At 59.6% G+C, this 22,589-nt stretch carries 18 protein-coding genes; 7 read left to right on the top strand and 11 right to left on the bottom strand.

All coding sequences use genetic code 11. The features are described from left to right. Nucleotides 1-85 precede the first annotated feature (85 nt). Both CF137_RS15230 and CF137_RS15225 read left to right on the top strand, forming a co-directional pair. Entirely contained in the window at nucleotides 86-535 is a 450-nt protein-coding gene (locus CF137_RS15230) for a copper chaperone PCu(A)C (protein WP_139720041.1), read from the top strand. Nucleotides 536-629: 94 nt separating this feature from the next. Next, nucleotides 630-1,262 (top strand): TIGR04219 family outer membrane beta-barrel protein, encoded by a 633-nt coding sequence (locus tag CF137_RS15225; protein ID WP_139720039.1) that lies wholly within the window; start codon nucleotides 630-632, stop codon nucleotides 1,260-1,262. Nucleotides 1,263-1,354: 92 nt separating this feature from the next. On the opposite strand, the gene CF137_RS15220 is transcribed toward CF137_RS15225, so the two are convergent. Next, nucleotides 1,355-3,079, bottom strand: coding sequence for a proline--tRNA ligase (locus CF137_RS15220; protein WP_139720037.1), 1,725 nt, complete (start codon nucleotides 3,077-3,079; stop codon nucleotides 1,355-1,357). 274 nt (nucleotides 3,080-3,353) lie between these two features. Here CF137_RS15220 and rlmD point away from each other — a divergent pair, with 274 nt between their 5' ends. Continuing rightward, complete coding sequence (gene rlmD / locus CF137_RS15215; protein WP_139720035.1) at nucleotides 3,354-4,706, top strand: 23S rRNA (uracil(1939)-C(5))-methyltransferase RlmD; 1,353 nt, start codon at nucleotides 3,354-3,356, stop codon at nucleotides 4,704-4,706. 172 nt (nucleotides 4,707-4,878) lie between these two features. On the opposite strand, the gene CF137_RS15210 is transcribed toward rlmD, so the two are convergent. From CF137_RS15210 to CF137_RS15200, 3 genes are read right to left on the bottom strand one after another with little or no spacing between them, the layout of a single operon-like run. After that, nucleotides 4,879-5,451 (bottom strand): PqiC family protein, encoded by a 573-nt coding sequence (locus CF137_RS15210; protein ID WP_139720033.1) that lies wholly within the window; start codon nucleotides 5,449-5,451, stop codon nucleotides 4,879-4,881. Next, nucleotides 5,448-7,097: an intermembrane transport protein PqiB gene (gene pqiB / locus CF137_RS15205; protein WP_139694176.1), complete on the bottom strand. Its 1,650-nt coding sequence runs from the start codon at nucleotides 7,095-7,097 to the stop codon at nucleotides 5,448-5,450. Before pqiB ends, CF137_RS15210 begins: the two co-directional genes overlap by 4 nt. Further along, the gene (locus tag CF137_RS15200; protein WP_139694177.1) at nucleotides 7,090-8,361 is read right to left on the bottom strand and encodes a PqiA/YebS family transporter subunit; all 1,272 of its coding nucleotides are present in this window, start codon (nucleotides 8,359-8,361) and stop codon (nucleotides 7,090-7,092) included. Before CF137_RS15200 ends, pqiB begins: the two co-directional genes overlap by 8 nt. Nucleotides 8,362-8,536: 175 nt before the next feature. Between CF137_RS15200 and hfq the strand changes: the two genes are divergently transcribed. Further along, nucleotides 8,537-8,896 carry an RNA chaperone Hfq gene (gene hfq / locus CF137_RS15195; protein WP_042019475.1) on the top strand — a complete coding sequence of 120 codons (360 nt, stop codon included), beginning with the start codon at nucleotides 8,537-8,539 and terminating at the stop codon, nucleotides 8,894-8,896. A gap of 135 nt (nucleotides 8,897-9,031) precedes the next feature. Here hfq and CF137_RS15190 read toward each other — a convergent pair whose 3' ends face one another. The 6 genes from CF137_RS15190 to CF137_RS15165 form a co-directional block, all read right to left on the bottom strand. After that, the gene (locus CF137_RS15190; RefSeq protein WP_139720031.1) at nucleotides 9,032-9,622 is read right to left on the bottom strand and encodes an HAD family hydrolase; all 591 of its coding nucleotides are present in this window, start codon (nucleotides 9,620-9,622) and stop codon (nucleotides 9,032-9,034) included. 66 nt (nucleotides 9,623-9,688) lie between these two features. Then, nucleotides 9,689-10,792 (bottom strand): EAL and HDOD domain-containing protein, encoded by a 1,104-nt coding sequence (locus CF137_RS15185; RefSeq protein ID WP_139720029.1) that lies wholly within the window; start codon nucleotides 10,790-10,792, stop codon nucleotides 9,689-9,691. A gap of 4 nt (nucleotides 10,793-10,796) precedes the next feature. Then, nucleotides 10,797-12,437, bottom strand: coding sequence for a GGDEF domain-containing protein (locus tag CF137_RS15180; protein ID WP_139720027.1), 1,641 nt, complete (start codon nucleotides 12,435-12,437; stop codon nucleotides 10,797-10,799). Nucleotides 12,438-12,698: 261 nt separating this feature from the next. After that, nucleotides 12,699-14,735, bottom strand: a complete 2,037-nt coding sequence (locus tag CF137_RS15175; RefSeq protein WP_139720025.1) for an exoribonuclease II — start codon at nucleotides 14,733-14,735, stop codon at nucleotides 12,699-12,701. A gap of 100 nt (nucleotides 14,736-14,835) precedes the next feature. Beyond that, nucleotides 14,836-15,735: a LysR family transcriptional regulator ArgP gene (locus CF137_RS15170; protein WP_139720023.1), complete on the bottom strand. Its 900-nt coding sequence runs from the start codon at nucleotides 15,733-15,735 to the stop codon at nucleotides 14,836-14,838. Nucleotides 15,736-15,934: 199 nt separating this feature from the next. After that, nucleotides 15,935-16,573, bottom strand: a complete 639-nt coding sequence (locus CF137_RS15165; protein WP_139720020.1) for an acyl-homoserine-lactone synthase — start codon at nucleotides 16,571-16,573, stop codon at nucleotides 15,935-15,937. A 62-nt stretch (nucleotides 16,574-16,635) separates the two neighbouring features. Here CF137_RS15165 and CF137_RS15160 point away from each other — a divergent pair, with 62 nt between their 5' ends. The 3 genes from CF137_RS15160 to CF137_RS15150 all read left to right on the top strand — a co-directional run bounded on the left by CF137_RS15160 (nucleotide 16,636) and on the right by CF137_RS15150 (nucleotide 20,335). Then, complete coding sequence (locus tag CF137_RS15160; protein ID WP_139720019.1) at nucleotides 16,636-17,412, top strand: helix-turn-helix transcriptional regulator; 777 nt, start codon at nucleotides 16,636-16,638, stop codon at nucleotides 17,410-17,412. A gap of 205 nt (nucleotides 17,413-17,617) precedes the next feature. Next, entirely contained in the window at nucleotides 17,618-18,226 is a 609-nt protein-coding gene (lysE, locus tag CF137_RS15155; protein ID WP_139720223.1) for an L-lysine exporter, read from the top strand. 135 nt (nucleotides 18,227-18,361) lie between these two features. Next, nucleotides 18,362-20,335, top strand: a complete 1,974-nt coding sequence (locus CF137_RS15150) for a bifunctional 2',3'-cyclic-nucleotide 2'-phosphodiesterase/3'-nucleotidase (protein ID WP_162515959.1) — start codon at nucleotides 18,362-18,364, stop codon at nucleotides 20,333-20,335. A gap of 100 nt (nucleotides 20,336-20,435) precedes the next feature. Here the strand turns inward: CF137_RS15150 and CF137_RS15145 are convergent, their stop codons facing one another. After that, on the bottom strand, nucleotides 20,436-22,445 hold the full coding sequence (locus CF137_RS15145) for a methyl-accepting chemotaxis protein (protein ID WP_139720014.1): 2,010 nt from the start codon (nucleotides 22,443-22,445) through the stop codon (nucleotides 20,436-20,438). Nucleotides 22,446-22,589 lie beyond the last annotated feature (144 nt).

The raw sequence follows: 22,589 nt of genomic DNA, 5'->3' as shown, positions 1-22,589 counted from the left end.
AATCCTTGTTATTGAAAGGTGCAAAAAAGGTTGCCGCTGGGGTAACCTTGCTGCCGTTTAACAACATCATAAAAGGATTTCAACCATGTTTAAACGTGCGTTTTATTCTCTGCTGGTACTGGGTATGACGGCGCCGGCACTGGCCAAGGTCGAGGCCGTCGACGGCTATGTGCGGCTGTTGCCGCCGGGTTCCCCCAACACCGCCGCCTTTATGGTGCTCAAGAATGACGCCGACCAGCCGGTCAAGCTGGTGGCGGCGGCCTCTGCTGCGGCCGGGCGTGCCGAGCTGCATACTCACCTGCACGAGAATGGCGTGATGAAGATGCGTCAGGTCGAGAGTATCGAGATCCCGGCCAAGGGCGAGGCGGTACTCAAACCGGGCAGTTTGCACATCATGCTGTTCGAGGTGGGCACTCTCTCCGAGCAGACGCCCATGCCGCTGACCCTCACCATGGACGATGGCCAGCAGCTGGATCTGTCACTGCCAGTGAAGCCGATTGAGCCGATGGCGGGCATGAAGCATATGAAGCACTGACATTTGTCGTCGTTTGTTCAGGATTCCCGCTGGGTATTTTGGCTGCACCGAGTAAAATAGTGCCCTTTCCATGTATGCAAGAGGAAGTGACGTAATGAAAAAGACGCTGATTGCCGGTGTTGTATTGGCTCTGTGCAGCCAAGGTGCCATGGCCGCTAACGACTGGCGTTTTGCCGCCGGTGCGGATGTATGGGCTGCTCAGGGTAGTGGTCAGGCTTACGGCAAAAGTGCCGATGGCCGTTATGACGACAGCTACAACTGGAACGGCTATCTGCAGCTGGAACATGGCATCATCTTCCTGCCGAACGCCAAGTTTGAAATCTCCGATTTCAGCACCTCTGGTGGCGCCTTCAAAAATGATCTGACCGCCTACGATCTGAGCCTCTACTACCGTCTGTTCAACAACGATCTGTTCAAGATCGATCTGGGCATGACCGGCCGTCACTACGATGGTGAGCAGGTAACTTGGGGTCGCCAGGGTTATAAAGAAGATACCCTGATGGCCTATGCTGGCGGCGAAGTAAACATTCCTCGCACCGGTTTCGCCTTCTTCGGCGACCTGCGTACCCACGATGCGGACAACTATGACTACCGTCTGGGTGGTTCTTACAAGTTCTCCTCCATGCCGATCAAGCTGCGTGCCGGCTGGCGTGAAGCCAAGGTCGACTTCGACAACATCGATCAGTCTATCGACGGCTGGTTCATGGGCGGCGAATTCACCTTCTAATCGGATTGCCATCCGGTTGCGGTCGTCAGATAAAGCAGAAACAAAAAGCGCGCCAAATGGCGCGCTTTTTTTATCTTGGCAAGGGGGCGAAATTAACGGCCCAGCTTGGCCTTGAGCATGGCGATGATGTCGCCGATGGCTACTTCCTGCTTCTCGCCGGAGCGGCGGCACTTGTACTCCACCACGCCGTTGTCGAGGCTGCGATCGCCGATGACGATGGCGTGCGGCACACCCAGCAGCTCCATGTCGGCGAACATCACGCCCGGGCGCTCTTTACGGTCGTCGAACAGCACATCCACACCGGCCGCTTTCAGCTCGGCGTAGAACTGCTGTGCCTGCTCGGCCACGCGCTCGGATTTGTGCATGTTCATCGGCACGATAGCCACTTCGAACGGAGCGATGGCGTCCGGCCAGATGATGCCGTACTGGTCGTTGTTCTGCTCGATGGCGGCAGCCACCAGACGGGAAACCCCGATACCGTAGCAACCCATCTCCATGGTGACGGACTTGCCGCCTTCGTTCAGCACGCTCGCCTTCATCGCTTCGGAGTACTTGGTCCCCAGCTGGAAGATGTGGCCCACTTCGATACCGCGCTTGAGCAGCAGCTTGCCCTGGCCGCACGGGCTCGGGTCGCCTTCCACCACGTTGCGCAGGTCGGCAACCTCATAGGTAGTGATGTCACGATCCCAGTTGGCGCCGGTCAGGTGGAAGCCGGTGTCGTTGGCGCCGCAAACAAAATCGCTCAGCTGGGCGGCGCTGCGATCGACGATGATGCGGCCGGCAAAGCCGACTGGGCCAATGGAGCCCGCATCGCAACCGGCGGCAGCTTTAATCTGCTCGTCGTTGGCGAAGGTCAGCGGGTTGGCGACGCCAGCCAGCTTCTCAGCCTTGATCTCGTTGAGCTCGTGGTCGCCACGCAGTACCAGCGCGATGACCGCCTGTTTGCCGTGCTCGTCTTCCTCTGCCAGTACCAGCAGGGTCTTGGCGATGGCGGTCGGTGCCACGTTCAGGAAGGCGGCCACTTCGTCGATGGTGTGAACAGCCGGGGTGGCAACCTTGGTCAGGGCAGCGGTAGCGGCAGCGCGCTCACCAGCCGGTGCCAGCGCTTCGGCCATCTCGATGTTGGCGGCGTAATCTGATGTATCAGAGAAGGCGATCAAATCTTCACCGCTCTCGGCCAGCACCTGGAATTCGTGGGAACCGGTACCGCCGATGGAGCCGGTATCGGCCTGCACCGGACGGAAGTTCAGACCCATGCGGGTGAAGGCGGTGCAGTAGGCGGCGTGCATTCGCTCATAGGTATCGATCAGCGAGGCTTTGTCGATGTGGAAGGAGTAGGCATCCTTCATCAGGAACTCTCGGCCACGCATTACGCCGAAACGGGGGCGCACTTCGTCGCGGAACTTGGTCTGGATCTGGTAGAGGTTGAGCGGCAGCTGCTTGTAGCTGTTCACTTCGTAACGAACCAGCGAGGTGATCACCTCTTCGTGGGTCGGGCCCAGTACGAAGGGGCGGTTGTGGCGGTCGGTCAGGCGGCACAGTTCGGGGCCGTAGTCATCCCAGCGGCCGGACTCTTGCCACAGCTCGGCGGGTTGTACCACCGGCATGGAGACTTCGATGGCACCAGCATTGTTCATCTCTTCGCGAACAATGTTCTCGATTTTTTTCAGTACCCGCAGACCGGTTGGCAACCAGGCATACATGCCGGAGGCCAGTTTACGGATCATCCCGGCGCGCAGCATCAGCTGGTGGCTGACAACTTCAGCGTCGGAGGGGGTTTCCTTGAGAGTGGAAAGCAGATATTGGCTGGTACGCATCGCGGTAGACCTTAGCTAAGACGGGCGCTGGGCCCTGGATAAATTCAAGGGCGGAATTTTAACAGGCTGGGCGTTGCGGCCCAAGGGCTAAATTTAACGCAGCCCTGAAAGGTAACAGGGCTCGGCAGATGGCCAGGCGCTACCACCATTACAACACGCAGGCTTTTTATGCCTGCAATTTGGCCGGATCTCCGCTAAACTCTGCCACCTTTTCTCGATGGGCATGGCTGTGCCGCGTCCATCACCCCCCATTTTTGTATTTTTGGAGCCGCTCATGCCGTTAGTGGGACATCAACACCAGATCGAGATCCTGGAACTGACCGACAAAGGAGATGGCAAAGGACGCCTGTTCGATCGCCCCCTGTTTGTCGAAGGTCTGCTGCCCGGTGAGCAGGCGCTGGTGGAGCTGACCGAGGTCAAGCCGAACTATCTGCATGGCAAGGTCACCGAGCTGCTCCAGCCCTCTGCCGATCGGGTTGCCGATTTCTGCCCCAACACCGAGTGCGGTGGTTGTCAGGTACGTCCGCTGGCCTATCCGGCCCAGCTCAAGCTCAAGCAGGCACTGGTGCAAAGCGCACTGGAGCAGGCCGGGCTGGGGGAGACCAAGGTCAACCCGATCCTCGGTATGGAGAGCCCGTTCGCCTATCGCAACAAGGCCCAATACGCGGTGCGTGGCTGCGAAGCCGGTGCCGAGATCGGCTTTTATCGCAAGCACTCCCACGATCTGATCACCGCCGATGACTGCGCGGTGCAGGATTCACTGCACGTGGAACTGAACGCCCGGGTGCGCAACTGGATGCGCGAGCATGACATCGCCGCCTATGACGAAGTGAACCACACCGGCTGCGTGCGCAACCTGATGACCCGCAAGGGCTTCAAGAGCGGCGAGCTGATGGTGGTGCTGGTGACCCTGGGTGACGCGCTGCCGTTCGAAGCCGAGCTGCTGGCGGCCCTGAGCGATCTGCCCATTACCACTCTGGTGCAGAACATCAATGATGAGCGCACCAACCGCATTCTGGGCGCCACCAACCGGGTGCTGCTGGGCGAAGGGGTGATCCGCGACAAGATCCACGAACTCGAGTTCGAGATTTCGCCGCTCTCCTTCTTCCAGAACAACCCGACCCAGACCGATGTGCTCTACTCCAGCGCCCTCGAGTATGCCGAACTGACCGGCAACGAGACGGTGTTCGACATCTATTGCGGTATCGGCACCATCTCCCTGTTCCTGGCTGGCAAGGCCGCCAAGGTGGTGGGGATCGAGTCGGTAGAGAGTGCCATTAGCGATGCCCGTCGCAACGCTGCCCTCAACGGCATCGAGCACACCGAATTCCACGTCGGCAAGGCCGAGCAGCTGATGCCCGAGCTGCACGCTCAGGGCGTGACAGCTGATGTGGTGGTGCTGGATCCGCCCCGCAAGGGTTGTGACAAGGCGGTGCTGCAGACGCTGGTGGCCATGGCGCCCCGTCGTCTGGTCTATGTCTCCTGCAACCCGCAGACTCTGGCTCGCGATCTCGCCTGGCTGGTCAAGCAGGGCTTCGTGCTGGACGAGGTTCAGCCGGTCGATATGTTCCCGCACTCCATGCATGTTGAGGCTGTCGCTCGTCTGAGCCTGCCAGCGAAAGCGTGATCGGACACTGGCGCGGAGCGATGGGCATGTTCCTCCTCCACGCCATGCACGTCGAAGCGGTTGCCCGTCTGAGCCTGCCCGCCAAGGCGTGAGCCATCGCCTGACACTCGCCCACATAAAAACGACGCCAGCTGGCGTCGTTTTTTTATATCTGCAATTCGGGGTAGACCAGTTAGCTGGCGCTTTGGCGCACCTCGCTGGCAATCTGGTCGAGCAGCTGTTGCCAGCCCAGACCCAGTTCGTTCACCAGTGCGTTGTAGCCATCGGCGGGCAGTACCCGCTCCTGACGGAAGGGGGCATCGCGCAGCACTGTGCCATCTTCCGCCAGCAGGCGCCAGCGGCCGCTCAGCACGGCGCTGCCGTCATGGCGGCCCTGGAAGCGCTCCACCAGAATGGTCAGCACTGGCCCCTTGCGGGCGCCATCCTGCCGCACCACCCAGCCCGGTAGCCGGGTAGAGAGGCCATTGAGGGTCAGCTGGTTGAGCTGATCGTCCAGCGAGCCAGCCCAGCGGTGATACTCGGTGAAGTGCAGCTCTTGCCCTTCCAGTTGATAGACCAGACTGATCCGGTCGAGCTGACTGGCGAGGCTGATCGGGCGCAGCACCAGCTGGTGCTGCGGTTTGGCCGCTGCGGCGACCGGTTGCGGGCTGTCGGCATCGAGCGAGTAGTAGTGCAGGCTCGTTTGGCTGTTGCTACAGCCCGCCAGCAGGCCCAGCAGGGCCAGCGTCAGGATCTGTTTTTTCATTGTTTGCCTCGCTTGGGCTCAGGGTCCGAGGAATGCGCGCGATCGAAGATCAGCGAGCTGGGCTGCTCGTTGAGGGAGTGCACCAGCGGCTGCAGTTCGCGCATCAACTGATTGAGGGTCTGCACCGACTGACGCAGGTCCTGATTGGTCTGCGACTGGGCATCATAGGCCTGCAAGGTCTCCTGCAACTGCTTGAGACTCTCGTTAAGCGATGCCGGTAGCTGCTGGGTTGCATCCTTGCCGGTGAGCTTGTTCAGGTTGGCGCTGACCGCACTGATGTTCTTCAGGGTGCCATCCAGAGTGGTGAGTGACCCGTTGACCTTGGCCAGGGTGGTCGCCATGTCCATGTCGACAAACTTGTCGAGGATAGCGTTTACCTTGCGCTCGATCTGGTCCAGCCCGCCCTGTACGGTGGGGAAGACCTGATAGCCGGCCAGCTTGGCCTGCTCGAAACGGGGTGCGTCCGGGTAGAAGTTGAGATCGATGATCTTGCCGCCGGTCAGCAGGCTCGAGGTCTTGAGGCTGGCACGCAACCCCTCCTTGAACTGCTTGCCGAACAGGGCGCGCCACTGATCCTTCTCCGCCTTGGCATAGCGGTGGGAGAGGCGTTGCACTTCGATGCGGGCCAGCACCGGGATCTGGCGGCTCTTGAAGATCTGCACGCCCTTGTCCTCGATGAGGTAGGGGGCGGAGATGACGGTACCGACCCGGATGCCACGATACTGCACGGCGGCGCCCGGGTGCAGGCCACCCACGTTGTCATCGAACAGGAAGACGTAGTCGATGAACTGATCCAGACTACCGGCCAGCACGCTCGCCTCATCCTGGAACAGGGTGAAATTTTCCATCTTGGTAACCGGTTCACCGGGCGACCAGCCAGGTGGCAGACCCATGGTGATGCCGCCGTCGAGCAGGCTCTCCAGTGAATCCATCTTCACCTTCATCCCTTCACTGCTCATGGAGACTTCGAAGCCCGGCGTCAGCCAGAAGCGGGAGTTGCTGCTGACCAGAATGTCATAAGGGGCATTGATGAAGATTTGATACTGCATCTCGCTCTTTTCTGGCAGGAACTTCGCTTCTTCCACCTGACCTATGGTGAAGCCCTGATAGTTAATGGGGGAGCCTTCGCTCAGCGCGCGGGTGTCGCGACTGTTGAGGGTGAGGCGCAGCCCCTTGGCATCAAGGGAGGCGAGCGGCGGTTTGTCGAGCATGGCGTACTCGTCCAATGCCCGCCCTTTCTTGCCGGGGGAGAGTTCGATATAGGCACCGGAGAGCAGGGTGCCGAGGCCGGAGACCCCTTCACGACCCACCCGTGGCTTGACCACCCAGAACTGGCTGTCACCGCGCAGCATGCCGGAGGCGGCATTGCTTAGTCGCCCCCGCAGCACCGCGTGGCTGTAGTCATCGCTCAGTTCGACCGCTTCAATTCGACCGACATCGACCTCGCGGGAGCGGATCACCGTCTTGCCCGCCACTATGCCTTCGGCAGTGGCGACTGTCAGGGTGAAGCTGGGGCCCTGGGAGTACCAGTGCTGGAACAGCATCCAGAGACCGATGAACAGCGCCAGCAGGGGCACCATCCAGATTGCGGCAGCAGAGCTCATAAAATCAGAGCCCGGTTTCCACCTTTTTTTACGCTCACTCACGTTCGGGGTCTCCTTGTTGTAAATCCCAGATCAAGCGGGCATCGAAACTCATGGCGGCGACCATGGTGATCAATACCACGCCTGCAAATGCAACGGCCGCAGGGCCAGGATAGATAGTCATCAGATTGTCGAGCCGGATCAGGCCAGCGAGGATGGCGACCACGAAGACGTCGATCATTGACCAGCGTCCGACAAATTCAGTCATACGATAAAGTTTGAGCTTGCCTAGCGGCGAGGCGGCATGGCCGCGCTGCACCATATAGCAAAGCCAGAATAGCGCCACTATTTTTACCAGCGGCACTACCACGCTGGCGAAGAAAATAACGGCTGCGATGGGGTAGGAGCCCATGGCCCACAACAGCACCACACCGCCAAGAATGGTGGAGGGACTGTCATCGCCGAGAAACACCGTATTCATGATGGGATAGAGGTTGGCGGGTACATAAAGAATGGCGGAGGTAAACAGCAGCGCCCAGGTGCGGTTGAGACCGCCGGGTTTGCGCGCATGCAGGTGACCGCCGCAGCGGGCGCAGCTGTGGCTGCCCACCTCGCTCAGGGCGCCACAGATGTGGCAGCCCACCAGACCGGATGCCAACGCGCCCGCTTCAGGATCGATTTCGCGCGGTTCGGTGGGGCCGAACAGCCGCTGCCACAGCCACATCTGGTCCAGTGAGGAGATCATCTTGATCAGCAGCAGGGTGTAACCGACGAAGGCCCAGAACGACAGCCCCATCTTGATGTCGGCCATCCCCATCAGCTTGACCAGCGAGATCAGTACCCCCACCAGAAACACATCCACCATCAGCCAGGGTTTGATCAGGCAAAGCAGGCGGCCGAGAGAGCGCAGGGCATTACTGTGGAGATCTTTATCGATACGCCACAGCACCAGCATGATGGAGCCCATGTAGACCAGTGGCAAACCGATCAGGGTCACACTGAGCACGGCGCCGAGAAACAGATAGCCCTCATCCACCAGGGTGGTGATGCTCTGCAGAAAGGTCATCTCCTGGCCGATCCCTTTGGCCGAGAAGGACATAAAGGTGAAGGCGTTGGCGAGCACGAACATGATGAGCGCAGCGAAACCATAGGCGATGGGGCGCAGCTCCTGCTGTGGCAGGTGACGACTGATCGTGTGTCCGCAACGGGGACAGCAGCTGGCCTGGCCTACCTCGAGCGGTGTGGCCGGTATCAGCAGATCACACTCTTCGCAGGCAGTGGCATCATGGACATAGGTGGTGTGGTGTTGGTGTGAAACCGGATGCAAGATAAAACCCCAGATAAGGCACGTAATAGAGCCAGAACCTTTGATTATCGCAGTTGTACTGGTCAGCGACCAGCCCCGGCGGTGTGCTATTGCTGGCTGGAGTGAGAATGACTTTGACAAGCCAGTGGCCATTTAGCACAATCAAACGCCACTTTTTTCTGCGGGACAATAACTTATGACAACTGAATCCCCAAGCTACTCCACCATTGAGCAAGCCTTTTCCCTTGGTAACGGGCAAGATTCCGCCCTTAACTGGTTGCGCAAGAATCGCAGTCAGGTTGCCATTTTTCTGGTGAGCGGCATCAAGCTGGAAGGCACCATCAGTGGTTTTGACCAGTACAGCGTGCTGTTGACCGATGCCCATGGTAATCAGCAGCTGGTCTACAAGGCCAAGATCTCCACTATTGCTATGCACTCTGGCCGTCCGCCAGTGAACATCCAGCGCGCCCGCAAGCCTCGTGTCTCCATGGCACCGCGTCCCCATAGTGCCCCGGGCCGTTATGATGACAATCAGGGCGGCGGCAACAACGAGTAATCGTCTGCCCCGACCTGCCCGTTGACGCGCCCTGCGTCAGCGGCTGACGTAACCGGCTCTCATTTTCAATCCTGTCCCGTATGGGAGCCGGTTCCGCTTATCGCCCCTTGCTGCAGGGCGATATCTGTTTCTGCATCACTCCGTTAGCCCGATCGGCTTGCCCTCTTTGACCATACAGGTCTGCATTCCTGCGGCTTTTCCTGCCTGTACCCCGATGCCGGTATCTTCAAACACCAGACAGCCCGCTGGCGCGACTCCCAACTTGCTGGCGACCAGCAGGAAGGTATCCGGATTGGGTTTGTGCAACTCCACGTCGTCAGCAGTGACGACTACGGCGAAGTAGCGATCCAGCCCGGTGTTGCGCAGCACCGCCTCGGCATTGATCCGTGGTGAACCGGTACCGATCCCCATCGGGATGACACCGTGATAGCGCTCGACCAGTGCCTGCATGGCCGGGAAGACGGTGGCCTTGTGCAGGTTGGCGACATAGTGCTCTGTTTTGCAGCGGGTTACGGCGAGTGGATCGAGGGGGAGCTGTTGCTCTTGCGCGACCAGCAGGGCGATCTTGCGGCTCGGCATGCCGCCCAGTTCATAGAACCAGTCGGCATCGAAGTGAAAGCCAAACTCGCGGGCGGCATGCTCCCAGGCGGCGAGGTGCAGTGGCATGGAGTCGACCAGGGTGCCATCAAGGTCAAAGACCAGGCCTTGGAATCCGGAAAGGGTCATGGTGCGGAGTCTGTCTTTGCAATAAGGGGGCCCATTTTAGCCAGTGACTCCCCGGCTTGCCATCACCTAGCGGGTGAGAAACGCTTGCCCCCACATTTGCGCTTGAAAATAGACGGGGGTGAGCTTGGCAGGATCGAGTTGGTATTTGGGGGCAAGTTGCTCCAGCAGGGCCCAGTTGCCCTGTTCATAAGTGCTGGCTAGCTGGAACAGGTGAAACAGTGGCCCTTCGTGCAGTTCGATGGCCCGCTGCACACTCTTTGGCAAGTGAGCCATCAGCGGCTCCGACAGCATGGAACCATCGAGCACCAGTCCCACCAGAAAGGCCCAGCTCGCCTCGGCTTTGCCCAGCGAGGTGAGGGCAATCAGCTCACAGAAACGGGCGCGGGCAATGGCGATCCGGGTGCAGGCCTCCGGCATATGCTGGCTCATTTTGGCCAGACCATTGATCAGCACAAACTTGCGGATCTCCTGCTCCCCCAGATAGGAGAGGGCGCGGGATACCGAGGTGATGGGGCTGGCGTGATCAAAACCGGGGGAGTTGACATAGGTGATCAGCTGGCCGGGCAGAGAGGTGTCTTGCTCAAGTAAGCGAGCCACTTGGGCAAAAGAGAACTCCTCGTGGCAGATCAGCTGGAGGATCTGCTGCACCAGCACCATGTCGGGTTTGTTTGCTCGTTGGTTAACCAGTTCGGGGCGAGCGAGAAAGCCACCGGCAAAGAAGTCGACACCGTTCTCTCTGAGGGGGAGAAAGTCCGCCCAGGTTTCGATATTGAGTGCCATCCGCTTGTGTTCGGTGGGTTGGCAGATCCCCTCTTCCCCCATCCAGAACACCAGCATACGACTGGCACCGAGCCAGCGTGGATCCCGGTTGGCGCCGTGCACCGCCAGTCGGCGTCGGCTGTCGCGCCACTGTTCCAGCACCGGAAACGAGCTGGGTAGCCTGTCGCTTGAGGCTTCAACTAGGGGGATCGCATCCTGATCCAGCAGCAGGGGGCGCTGTTCATCGAGTTGCTCGTGAGTGAAGGGCACCAGATATTGACGCCCCTGCGCCAGCAGGCGGCAATGTTGCGCCAGTGAGGACCATTCGGCCGGTGAGCTGAGCTGATAGTCGATGCCGTAGGCTACCAGAGCCAGGCGACGATTGAAGATGGGGTAACGACGCAGCAGCATGGGATCACCGATAAGCCAGAGTGCGGGATCTCCCTTGTGCTTTGGCGTGGTAGAGCGCCTGGTCCGCTTGCTCGATCAGGGTCTGCCATACCTCGTGCCGGGAGGGAACCAGATAGCTAAAGCCTATGCTAACGGTAATGAAATCAGCAACCCGCGAGGCGGGGTGAGGCAGTTTTAATTGAGCCAGTTCGTTATGGATCAGTGCCGCCAACTGCTCTGCTTCACCGGGTTGGGGCGCACAGAGCAGGATGACGAACTCCTCCCCGCCGTAACGGGCTACCAGATTGGTGCAGCGTCGCTCCGCATCCCGTAGTACCTGGGCCACCTGTTGCAGGCAGAGATCCCCTTTGGCGTGGCCGAAGTGGTCGTTGTAGGCCTTGAATTGGTCGACATCGATCATCAGTACCGCCAGCGGGTTCTGGGTGCGCCTTGCCCACTCCCACTCCCGTTGCATGGTGATGTTCCACTGGCGGCGGTTGGCGATGCCGGTGAGGGGGTCTTCCAGCGAGAGCAGGGAGAGGCGGTGGTTAGCCTCTTCTAGCGCCCGGTTGGTATTGGCCAGTTGTATGGTGCGTTCGGTGACTCTCGCCTCCAGCTGGTGATTGAGCTGCTCCAACTGATCCTGGGTGCGCTGGCGGATCAGCAGCTGTGACAACATGGCGGCGTACTGTTTGAATATCTCGCTCTGATAGGCTTTGAGTGGCCGGTGCCACAATAGATTGTCGGCGGCAATCCAGCCGATGGGGGTGGCGCCATCCCACAGCGATACCATGGCGTTCCAACCACGTCCCACCTGCTGCTGTTCGTAGTAGAGGGGGGCATCTTCCAGTACCAGTACGTAGTCTTTGCGCTTTAGCGCCTCCTGCACTGTGGGATGCTCCGGGATGGGGCTGATGAACGCATGTTCGTCGACCAGCTCACCCTCTTCGCTGGTGCCCCAGGTGCCGTGCATGGTCTTGCCGTCGGGCGCGATCAGGAAGATGGCGACCCGGTCAAATTGCAGCTCCTGCCGCGCCAACAGCACGGCATCCCGCAGCAGCTGGTTTTCGCTGCGGCAACGGGAGAGGGAGATACAGACCATGTGCAGCGCTTGCAGCATGGTGAGGAAGGAGCCTTGCAGCGCCTGGCTCTGCACCAGATCGGTCTGGGTATGCTGACGTTGCACCCGCTCCTGGTCGACCTGACTGGAGAGCAGGTGGTTGCTCAGTTCTGCGGTCAGATAGTGAATAAGGAGCTGGATCCCTTGGCGCTGACGGGAGGAGAGGCGGTCGATGCGGCGGTGGGTCTCCAGATAGATGACCCCTTCCAGTTTCATATGGCGTTTGAGCGGGAAACAGGCGCGTAGCTGCGGCTGGGCGGGCTCCACATTTTCGCCGGGATCCAGCGGTGGCGGGAGCTGCTCGATCACCAGTTGTCCCGTGTCTATCGCCTTGTCGATCAGGTGGTGGGGCAGGGTCAGTTGTTCGAGATGGGCGAGATCCAGCATGGTCAGCCCCTGATCCAGCTGAAAGCTGTAGAGCTGCGGTTCGGGGGCTTTCAGCCAGAGGTAAAGGCGTTCGGCATCGGTTTTTTCACGGATGGCGGCGAGGCTCACTTCGCATAACTGAGCGAAGGTGCTGAAGTGTTCCGGGTCCCATTCCTGCATACCAATGTCCATATCCTTTGGGTTGTGCCCAAACGAGTATAAACTTCTTTTTTGTTGATTAAAATGTCAGAAAGGAGAGGTGGCGCACATAACGGTTGCTTTCAGCGCGGCTGGTGGAAACATTCACTGCATTTTCTGCCAATCGTGGCGAGAACTGTGCGCCGTGGCGGTCTGTATGGCAGCTTGTAGGGTGAGATGTTGGGCAAAAAGAGAGCCCGCACAGTGGCGGGCTCTCGGGCAGATCAGATTGCTCTACGCGGCTTACTCTGCCTTGGGGGCAGCATCCGCAGGCGTTTCACTGCTATCGGCTGGTGCACTCTCGGCAACCGGTGCTTCCGGTGCCGGGCCCGGTACCAGTGCGACCGCCGGTTTGGCGATGAGGGAGCGGGTCTCTTCCACCGCTTCACTCAGCTTGACCTCGATAACCTGACCAAGTTCGTAGATCACCTCGGTCTTGTCGAGATAGACGCGGCCGTTGTCCCAGTTGCACTCCAGCCGATCCTTGTTGTCGAGGATGTGGCGGGCAGGCATGAACACCACGGCGCCGTTCTCCTGCAGACGCAGCTTGAGACCGGCCCGCATCACGTCGATGATCTCGGCGTTGAACAGCTGATCGGTGCCGGCGGCAGCCTTGAGGTAACGGACATAGAGCCAGTCGCCGATATCGCGCTCGACCCTGCGGTGCAGGCGGCGGCATTCGGTCAGGTGCTCGGTCAGCTCTTCGCTTGGGCGCTCACCCGGCGTCTTGCCAGCGATGACCGCTTTGAGCAGGCGATGGTTGACCATGTCGCCGTATTTACGGATCGGTGAGGTCCAGGTGGCGTAGGCATCCAGACCCAGACCGTAGTGAGCACCCGGCTCGGCGGACATCAGCGCATAGCTCTGGAAGCGGCGGATCTTGCCATCCAGCCAGCGGGTGTCGAGGTTGTCGATCCAGCGGCGCAGGGCACAGAAGCCGGAGAGGCTGGCGATCTCGTCGCGCTCGAACGGGGCTTCGGCGGTTTGCAGCAGTTCGATGGCGCCATCGAGGGACTCTTCATCGAAACCGGTGTGGACGTTGAAGATACCGTAACCGACGCTCTTGCCCAGCACGCGACCGGCGCAGATGTTGGCCGCGATCATCGACTCTTCGATCATCCGGTTGGCGATGCGGCGTGGCTCAACGTGGATGGCCAGCACTTCACCATTCTCGCCCAGCTCGAAGTCATAGTCGGGACGATCCGGGAACACCAGCGCGTGCTCGGTGCGCCAGGCGATACGCGCCTCGGTCATGGCTTTCATCAGCGGCAGCTGAGCCATTACGCCAGCGTCTATGGTCAGCGCTTTGCCATGTTCGGCCCAATCGGAGACCTCGTCATAGTTGAGACGGGCATGGGAGATGATGCGGGCAGCGAAGAATTCGGTATCTTCCAGCAGCAGGCCATCTTCGGCGATCAGCAGGCGGGCACAGAGTGTATTGCGCTCCTCGCCCTCTTTCAGGGAGCAGAGCTCGTCGGAGAGGGTGCGCGGGATCATCGGCACGTTGCGGCCCGGCATGTAGACGGTGAAGGCGCGCTTGGCGGCTTCTTTGTCCAGCTCGCTACCTTCCGCTACATAGGCGGTCGGGTCGGCGATAGCGACCAGCAGCTCCCAGCCGTTGTCGAGTTTACGGATCGACAAGGCGTCATCCATATCCTTGGTCTTGGCGCCATCGATAGTGAAGAAAGGCACATCAGTCAGGTCGGTGCGGGGCAGCTCCTGCTCTTCGATCACCTTCCACTCCGGCAGATCTGCTGGCTCAATTTGAGCCAGATTGTGGCGTGCCAGCACCACCCACCAGGGCACGTTGTGATCTTCTTCGGCGGAAATTTTCTCAATGATTTCGGCCGAAAAGTTGCCGTCACTCAGGGCATGACGTTTGAGGGTGGCAACCACCCAGTCCCCTTCCTTGAACTCTTTCTCATCCAGGCCCTTCTTGGCGCGGGCCTTGATGGCATCCTTGATCAGCGGGTGATCAGCGACCACGTTGAGGCGGTCACGGAACAGCTTGACCCGGGCCACAAAACGGGTGACCGACTGCTCCAGCAGGGTATCCGGCTCAGCCACTTCCTTATCTTTTTCAGTGCGGATCAGGGCGCTCACCCGGTCTCCGTGCATCACCTTTTTCATGTAGGGAGGCGGGACGAAATAGCTGGTTTTCTCATCGACCTCCAGAAAGCCGAAGCCCCGATCCGAGGCGCGGATCACACCCTCTTTCTTGGGGATGTTTTCGCGGATTTGTTGCTTGAGCTGGGCCAGCAGCGGATTGTCTTGGAACATAAGTGAGGAACCTGAAGTGGATAACCTGGGTGGAGACCTGATGAAGGATCGCCCAGCACTATACGTTTTTAGCCCTCCAAAGCCAAGGCGAATGGCCTTGTCAGCGCGGCGGCAATTGCGCGCGGCCCTGATCGATCAGCCGTTGTGACAGCTGTTTATGGAGTCCTTTCTCCAGTACCCAGCGGTGCCAATAGAGGCACTCGGTCAGCCGGTGTGGCGGGCTGAGGTTGACCAGGGTTGCGGCGGCGAGTTGCTCACGGATCTGCAACTCGGGGATCAGGCAGTAGGCGAGCCCCTGCTCGGCCATGGCGACGAAGGCTTCTGAGGAGTGGACGGTGTGGCAGGGGTAACCGCCCGGCTCCAGCCCGAAGTGTTCACGCATAAAGCTGATATGCATATCATCGCGCTGATCGAATGCCACCGCCGGTGCCTTGGCCAGCGCCTCCCGGGTCAGACCATGAGGGAAGTGGCGTGCCACAAAGGCGGGACTGGCGGTGAGCAAGTAGTGCATCTCGCCCAGCTGGTCGACACAGCAACCGGCTAAGGGGTAGGCATGTAAGCTGACTGCGCCGAAGGCTTGCCCTTCCCGCACTTTGTCGAGGGTGCGATTTTCGTCATCGACCAGCAGGTTCAGTTCGATAGGGTGCTGCTCCAGCAGCGGGGCTATGGCAGGCAAAAACCAGGTAGCCAGGCTGTCAGCATTGACGGCGATGCTGATCCTGATTGGCCCCTGCGGCTCGGCAGGGGCCAGCTCGCCAGCCAGTTCGAGCTCCAGCTGATGCACCTGACGGTAGTGGGCCAGTAGTTTCTGGCCGAGTGGCGTGGCCTGTAGTGGCTGGCTACGAATGAGCAGCGGCTCGGCAAATTGCTGCTCCAGCTGTTTGATCCGCTGGGAGATGGCCGACTGGGTGATATGGAGCGACTTGGCCGCCCGATCGAAGTTTTGCTCCTGCAGCACAGCATCCAGCGCCCGCAGCAGTTTGTAGTCCAGCTCTTTCATCTTCTCTTCTCCCGTTGCATCAGGGCCGACTCTACGTCAGTCGGCAGGGGACAACAATGGGCGGCAGAAGGGGCGTTGCGCTGCGATTTTTGACAGTAGTAGTCAGGCCATTGAGGGGGGATACTGCCAAATGCCGCAGGGGGTAGCCCTGCGGGATCGCAGCGATATGTTTATCCCGGGTCGGTTTGCCCGGGATTTTTTATAGCTGGGCCGCCAGCTCGTGGGAGCGATAGCGGGCAGTTTGATAGTGCCCGATGAGCGGCTGCGAGACCGCTTGGGCAAATCGCTCATCCAGATAAAAGCGCAGACCGACACCTTTGACTGCGCCCAGACCCACCGCTTGGCGATGGCCCAGACGAGCCATTGGTATGCCGAGGCGGCGGAAAATGCGCTCTGCGGGCAGGCTGGCTACGCCAACCAGCTCTTTTATGCCGTTGGCTGTAGCAAAGGCATAGACTTCGCGCAGGAGTACGCAGGTCAGTTCACTAACACCATTGGTCATGCGCGGAGCGCGGGCCGCATCGATAGCCAGGCGGGTGAGTTCCCAGACATCGGGCGTGCGTGGCGCGCTTTCACCGGCAAGGGCGGTGGGAAAGATGGTGGGCAGCATATAGGCGCTGGCACAACTGAGCAGACGGATGCAGGCGCAGACTCCTTGTTCATCCTCGATTAGCACCCAATGGGTGTCTGGCGTGTCAAAGCTGTCACGTTCCAAACCGTGATAAGACTCGACATCCCAGCCTAGCCGGTCGGAAAAGACGCGATTTCGAAATTGATAGAGTTCGTTCTCTACGGCGTTTCGTGGGTGATCTCTCAACTTTCCTTTGAAAACCAACATTTTGAACTCTCTCTCTGCCTGTTCGCCGTTATAATCAGAAGCTTGGCCAGGGGGGCTAGCGTATGAAACAAGAGCAACTGTTTGAGTATCTTGAACATTTCACTTCGGTGACGAATGGTGACCGTCTTGCCGGATTGATTGGTCGCTTCACGGTCGATATGGGTTATGACTATTACGGCTTTACCCTGATCATTCCGATGTCGATGCAAAGACCCAAAGTGGTGCTGTTCAATCAGTGCCCTGTCTCCTGGGTACAGACCTATACCGATAACAACATGCTGGCGTGCGACCCTGTGATTCAGCTGGCACGCAAGCAGACGTTGCCCATCTACTGGAACCGCCTCGATGAGCGGGCCAGTTTTCTGCAGGAGGGGACCATGGACGTGATGGGACTGGCAGCTGAATTCGGGCTGCGCAACGGCATCTCCTTCCCCCTGCACGGTGCAGCCGGGGAGACAGGTATCCTCTCCTTCATCACCTCCGAGCGAGCGTCGAGCGATCTGCTGCTGGAGTCCTCGCCGATCCTCTCCTGGATGGCTAACTACATCTTTGAGGCGGCAATCCGGGTCGTGCGCCTGAGGGATTCGGATCAACATGCCGCCCTGACGGGGCGCGAGACCGAATGCCTGTTCTGGGCCAGTGAGGGGAAAACATCGGGGGAGATCGCCTGCATTTTGGGGATCACCGAACGCACGGTGAATTACCACCTCAATCAGGTCACTCGCAAAACCGGCTCAATGAATCGTTATCAGGCCATTGCCAAGGGGATTAGCAGTGGCATTTTGCTGCCGAATCTTGAGCATGTAGTGGTCACCAACTTCCCCAAGCTGATGCAATAGAACCTGCTGATTTTCGGGGCTGAGGGGCGGACTCTCAATTGTCAGATCCTGCTATTGACTATTGGTTTCGGATGGGGCTTCGCACTGCGGGGATGAGTCCGACTTATTAGCAAAATGAATTAATCAGTAAATCAATGAATTTCTAAGAAGGAACCACCATCGCTATAGTGCCGCTCATTCATCACTTCGAACGGTACTCTCCATGATGCTCGCAACGACACTGCAAGGCTTCACCATCGGTCTGGCCATGATCATCCCCATCGGCGCCCAGAATGCCTTTGTGCTGAGCCGGGGCATCCATCGCAATCACCATCTGCTGACGGCCACGCTCTGCAGCTTCTGCGATCTCACCCTGATTGCCATTGGTGTATTTGGCGGAGCCAATGTGCTGGCTGCCAGTCCCATCGGTATGGCGCTGCTCACCTGGGGCGGCGTGCTGTTTCTCGGCTGGTTTGGTGGCCGCTCCCTGCTCAGTGCCTGGCGCGGTAAGGGGGAGGGGCTTGCCGACTCGACCCAGCGGATGGGGGCCAAGAGCGTGCTGGCGATGACGCTGGGGGTCACCCTGCTCAATCCCCATGTCTATCTCGATACCCTGATGCTGCTCGGCTCCCTTGGCAGTCAGGTGAGCGAGTCCCTGCGCTCGGCCTTTGCCGCAGGCGCCATGCTTGCCTCGCTGGTGTGGTTTTACTCGCTGGCGCTAGGGGCGGCGGCGCTAGCACCCTGGTTGGCTCGGGGTCGGGTACAGCGGGGGATTGATCTGCTGGTGGGTATCATCATGTTGACGCTGGCGCTGCAGCTCGCCATCGGTGGTTAATGGGGGCGTTGGATTTTTTGCTGCTCGGCGTCATAAAAATTAATCAGGACGCCTGTTTTTGGCATATTCCTCTGCTAAATTGCCCACCCTTGTGACTCGCCAGATACCAATCAGGAAAACTCAGTGAATAGAACCATGAAACTGGGCCTCATCGCCTCCATCGTGCTGCTGTCTGCCTGTGGTACAGATAAGCAGGAGCAGCCCGGAGCCGTCTCGCTGCGGCTGATCCAGACCTCTGATATCCACTCCAATGTGCTGGGTTATGACTACTACCAGAACAAGGAGGATCGCAAATTCGGTCTCTCCCGCACCGCCCTGCTGATCCGCGCCGCCCGTGCCGAGAACCCCAACAACCTGCTGCTCGACAATGGTGACCTGATCCAGGGCTCGCCGCTGGCGGACTACATTTTCGAGCAATCGGGTTCAGGCTATCTCGACAAGCAGGCCCATCCAGCCATCAAGGCGCTGAATGAACTGGGTTATGACGTGGGCAACCTCGGCAATCACGAGTTCAACTACGGTCTCGACTATCTGGGCAAGATCATCAAGGGGGCCAACTTCCCCTACGTCAACGCCAACGTATTCGAGGCCGCTTCGTTCAAGCGCGATGGCAACGGCAAGATCGACTGGAGCGGCAACCAATTTACCCCCTATCTGCTGCTGGAGCGTCAGGTGAAGGATGACAAGGGGCAGCCGCAGACCGTCAAGGTGGGCATTCTGGGGCTGACTCCGCCGCAGGTGCTGCAGTGGGACAAGCGTCATCTGGAAGGTAAGGTAGTGGTGGCCGACATGGTTGAAACCGCCAACCACTTTATACCCGAGCTGCGCGCCAAGGGTGCCGATGTGGTGGTGGTGGTCGCCCACACGGGGATCAATGCCGGCAGTTACGAAGCCATGATGGAAAACGCGGCCTGGCATCTGGCCAAAGTGGAGGGGATCGATGCCCTGATGCTGGGTCATGCCCACAAGAACTTCCCCGGCGACTTCCCTGATCTGCCGCTGGTGGATAATCAGGCGGGCACCTTGAACGGGATTCCCACCGTGATGCCGGGCTTCTGGGGCAACCATCTTGGGATCATCGATCTCAAGCTGGAGCAGGTGGCTGGCAAGTGGCAGGTGAAGCAGAGCCAATCAGCCTTGCGCCAGATTGACTCCAGCGAAGGGAGCAAGGTGGACGAAAAAGTGGTGGCCCTGGTCAAGGCGGATCACGACGCGACCAACCAGTGGCTGGATCGTCCGCTCGGCAAGATCACCTCCTCCATTCACAGCTTCTTTGCGCTGGTGCAGGATGATCCCTCGGTGCAGCTGGTGAGTGATGCCCAGCGCCAGCATGCCGAGCAGTTGCAAAAAGACGGCCTGCTCAAGGAGTCCTATCCGATCCTCTCTGCTGCTGCCCCGTTCCGCGGTGGCCGCAACGGCATTACCGATTTTACCTATGTGACGGCGGGGGATATCTCCCTACGCAACGTCTCCGACCTCTACATCTACCCCAACACCCTGCAGGTGGTCGAGGTGAACGGTGCCACCGTCAAGGAGTGGCTGGAGATGAGTGCCGGTCAGTTCAACTGGGTTGATCCGGCCAAGGGCGAAGTGCAGTGGCTGGTGAACGAGAAGTTCCCCACTTACAACTTCGATGTGATCGACGGGGTGAACTACGAGGTGGATATCACCCAGCCCGCTCGTTACAACAAGGAAGGGGAGAAGGTGAGCGACGGTCAGCGGATCAGCAACCTGACCTTCAACGGCAAGCCCATCGATCCGGCCCAGAAGTTCTATGTGGTGACCAACAACTATCGCGGTAGCGGTGGTGGCCACTTCCCGGGCGTGGATGGCAGCAGCGTGGTGCATGAAGATCCCTTCGAGACGCGTGAAATCGTCGCTCAGTATCTGAAGTCCCACTCTGCCAGCAATCCGCAAGGGTTCAGCCCGGCTGCAGATAACAACTGGCATATGAAGGCGCTGTCTGCCGGAGTGGATGTTCGCCTCTACTCATCACCCCGTGAAGAGGCCAAGGCGCTGGCGGGTGAGGATCTGGCCTATCAGTCCACCCTGCCGATGGATGACGAGAAGCACCCGGGCTACGCCATCTACCGTCTGGTTCGCCAGTAACTCGCTGGTGGCTGGGTGGTTTGCCCGGCCCGCAGAAAAGCAAATGCCAGTCCGTTAACGCGGACTGGCATTTTTTTGCGCCGGCTTCGGCGGGGGCTGGCTATACCCGGAACTGAGAGAGCAGGCGCTGTTGCAGCAGGCTGGCCTGATGGAGGGAGGAGGCGAGCTGCAGGCACTCCTGCGCCTCCTGTTCGCCGGTTCTGGCTTGCAGACTGATGCCGGAGACCTTGTCAGAGGAGTGGCTCAGGGTGTGTGACAGCTGCCCGGTGGCCACGGCCACCTGCTGCACCATGTCGGCCAGCTGGTCGATGGCGCCTTCCACCTTGAACAGGATCTGCTTGGTGTTCTCGGAGTCCTGCATGCCGGACTCCACCGTCTTGAGGTTGCGCTGCATCATCAGGTAGGCAGTCTCGGTCTGCTGCTGGATGCTGCTGATCACCTGGCTGATCTCGGCGCTGGAGGTGGCGGTGCGATTAGCCAGGGTGCGCACCTCATCCGCGACCACCGCAAAGCCACGCCCCATCTCCCCCGCGCGGGCCGCTTCAATGGCCGCATTGAGGGCCAGCAGGTTGGTCTGCTCCGAGATACCGCTGATGGTGGAGATGATCTGGCCAATCTGGCCCGCCTGCTCCTTGAGGGAGTTGATGGCGATGGCGCACTCGCTCACCTCCTGCACCACCCGCTGCATGCCCGCGCTGGCAGAGGCGACGTATTGGCTGCTTTCGGTGGTCAGCTGGCGCACTTCGTTGGCATTGCGGGCCGCCATGCTGCAGTTGTCCGAAATGGTGGTGGCCACCTGCACCATCTGTTCACTGTCATGGTGCAGGGACAGCGCATGTTCGGCGGTCTGGCGGCTGCTTTGGCTGATCGCTTCCACCCGGTTGACCGAGGTGTGGACGTGTTCACTGATGTGCTGGTTGTTGTCCATGGTGGAGCTGATCATCTTCTGCAATTTCTCGATGAAGCGATCCACGCTGTTGGCCAGCGAACCTATCTCGTCATCCCGCTGCAGGTTGATGCGGGCGTTGAGATCCCCCTCGCCGGCGGCGATATCCTGCATCCGCTTGTCCACTTGCAGCAGCGGGGTCACCAGCTTGCGGGTCAACCAGAGACCGCAGAGGGTCACCATGATCAGGCTCAGCAGTAGGCCACCCAGCAGCAGGGTGCGGGTCTGGCTGATGATGCCGTTGAGCTGGGCCACCTGATCCTCGACGGTGGCATCGCCGCTCTCCTCGATGGCAACCAGCTGTTGTCGCAGCTCATCGGCACTGGCCTCATAGACGGCTTGCTGGGCCTGATAGCTGCCGAGCGCCTCGATCCACTGCCCCATCAGTTGCTGATGTTGGGCCAACAGGGCGCGATACTCTGTCGCCAGCGTTTTGCCGGCAAATGGCCCGGTTCCCTCGATATCAAACAGTCCGGTGCCGAGCATGCTGTCGATCGCTTCATGGTAGAAATCGGTCGCCTCTTTCAGCTCGGCCTTGATCGCCTCCGTTACCCCCTGTCTGCGCATCTTCTCCAGCGCATAGAGTTGGCGCAAAAAGCCGATGTTGGACTCCATGCCGCCATCGGCCGCTTCCCAGCGAGTGGAGAGGCCGCTGTTCCAGCTGATGGTCTGGTCGGGGGATTGGGTCAGTGCTTCGATCGCGCCATCGCCGATCACCTCCAGCTGGGTCGAGAGACGGGCCATCAGGTCGGCGTTGTGATGCAGCGCCTGATCCACCTCGGTATAGGCGTGATAGAGCGCCAGCAGCTTCTCTTGCTGCTGTTGATAGGCCTGCTTGTGCTGATCCATGATGGCAAGTGCTGTGCCATCAATGAGCTGCCCCTGGCTGACCCGGGCCAGCGCGTCATCGGTCGCCGCCTTGGCGGCATCGAGTTCGGCGCGATTGAGCGGCGTGCCGTTTTGCATCTTCTGGATGTGGAGTTGCTGATTGCCCAGCTCTATGGAGCCCTCCATGGCGCCGTCGGCGGTCTGCCAGGCAGCCCCCAGTACATAGGAGAGCAGATTGGCCAGCCGCTGGCTGCCATACCAGCCCACGACCCCCATGCCCAGCGTGCAGCTGAGCAAGATGGCAAGACCCAGATTGGAGGTGGTAACAATTTTCATGTGATGGCCTTCCTTGGTATCGACATTGGCACCAGTTTCGGTTCCGAACGGGTTTAGTGTAGCGGTTTATCCCCCGGCCATAACCCGGTGCTGTGTTGGAACATCCCGTGCTCTGGCTGCACGCAATCAAGCATGGTGGCAAAT

It is taken from the genome of Aeromonas sobria, from assembly GCF_006243315.1.
Lineage (GTDB): Bacteria > Pseudomonadota > Gammaproteobacteria > Enterobacterales > Aeromonadaceae > Aeromonas > Aeromonas sobria_A.
This window is presented reverse-complemented; position numbering and strand designations above follow the sequence as displayed.

Coding starts and splice junctions, on each gene's coding strand:
- CF137_RS15170 (WP_139720023.1), bottom strand. CDS start 15,735: ATGAAAGAGCTGGACTACAAACTGCTGCGGGCGCTGGATGCTGTGCTG.
- CF137_RS15185 (WP_139720029.1), bottom strand. CDS start 10,792: ATGCTGCTGCGTCGTTACCCCATCTTCAATCGTCGCCTGGCTCTGGTA.
- CF137_RS15230 (WP_139720041.1), top strand. CDS start 86: ATGTTTAAACGTGCGTTTTATTCTCTGCTGGTACTGGGTATGACGGCG.
- CF137_RS15160 (WP_139720019.1), top strand. CDS start 16,636: ATGAAACAAGAGCAACTGTTTGAGTATCTTGAACATTTCACTTCGGTG.
- CF137_RS15165 (WP_139720020.1), bottom strand. CDS start 16,573: ATGTTGGTTTTCAAAGGAAAGTTGAGAGATCACCCACGAAACGCCGTA.
- CF137_RS15175 (WP_139720025.1), bottom strand. CDS start 14,735: ATGTTCCAAGACAATCCGCTGCTGGCCCAGCTCAAGCAACAAATCCGC.
- rlmD (WP_139720035.1), top strand. CDS start 3,354: ATGCCGTTAGTGGGACATCAACACCAGATCGAGATCCTGGAACTGACC.
- CF137_RS15220 (WP_139720037.1), bottom strand. CDS start 3,079: ATGCGTACCAGCCAATATCTGCTTTCCACTCTCAAGGAAACCCCCTCC.
- CF137_RS15145 (WP_139720014.1), bottom strand. CDS start 22,445: ATGAAAATTGTTACCACCTCCAATCTGGGTCTTGCCATCTTGCTCAGC.
- CF137_RS15190 (WP_139720031.1), bottom strand. CDS start 9,622: ATGACCCTTTCCGGATTCCAAGGCCTGGTCTTTGACCTTGATGGCACC.
- CF137_RS15225 (WP_139720039.1), top strand. CDS start 630: ATGAAAAAGACGCTGATTGCCGGTGTTGTATTGGCTCTGTGCAGCCAA.
- CF137_RS15210 (WP_139720033.1), bottom strand. CDS start 5,451: ATGAAAAAACAGATCCTGACGCTGGCCCTGCTGGGCCTGCTGGCGGGC.
- CF137_RS15180 (WP_139720027.1), bottom strand. CDS start 12,437: ATGCAGGAATGGGACCCGGAACACTTCAGCACCTTCGCTCAGTTATGC.
- CF137_RS15150 (WP_162515959.1), top strand. CDS start 18,362: ATGAAACTGGGCCTCATCGCCTCCATCGTGCTGCTGTCTGCCTGTGGT.
- hfq (WP_042019475.1), top strand. CDS start 8,537: ATGACAACTGAATCCCCAAGCTACTCCACCATTGAGCAAGCCTTTTCC.
- lysE (WP_139720223.1), top strand. CDS start 17,618: ATGCTCGCAACGACACTGCAAGGCTTCACCATCGGTCTGGCCATGATC.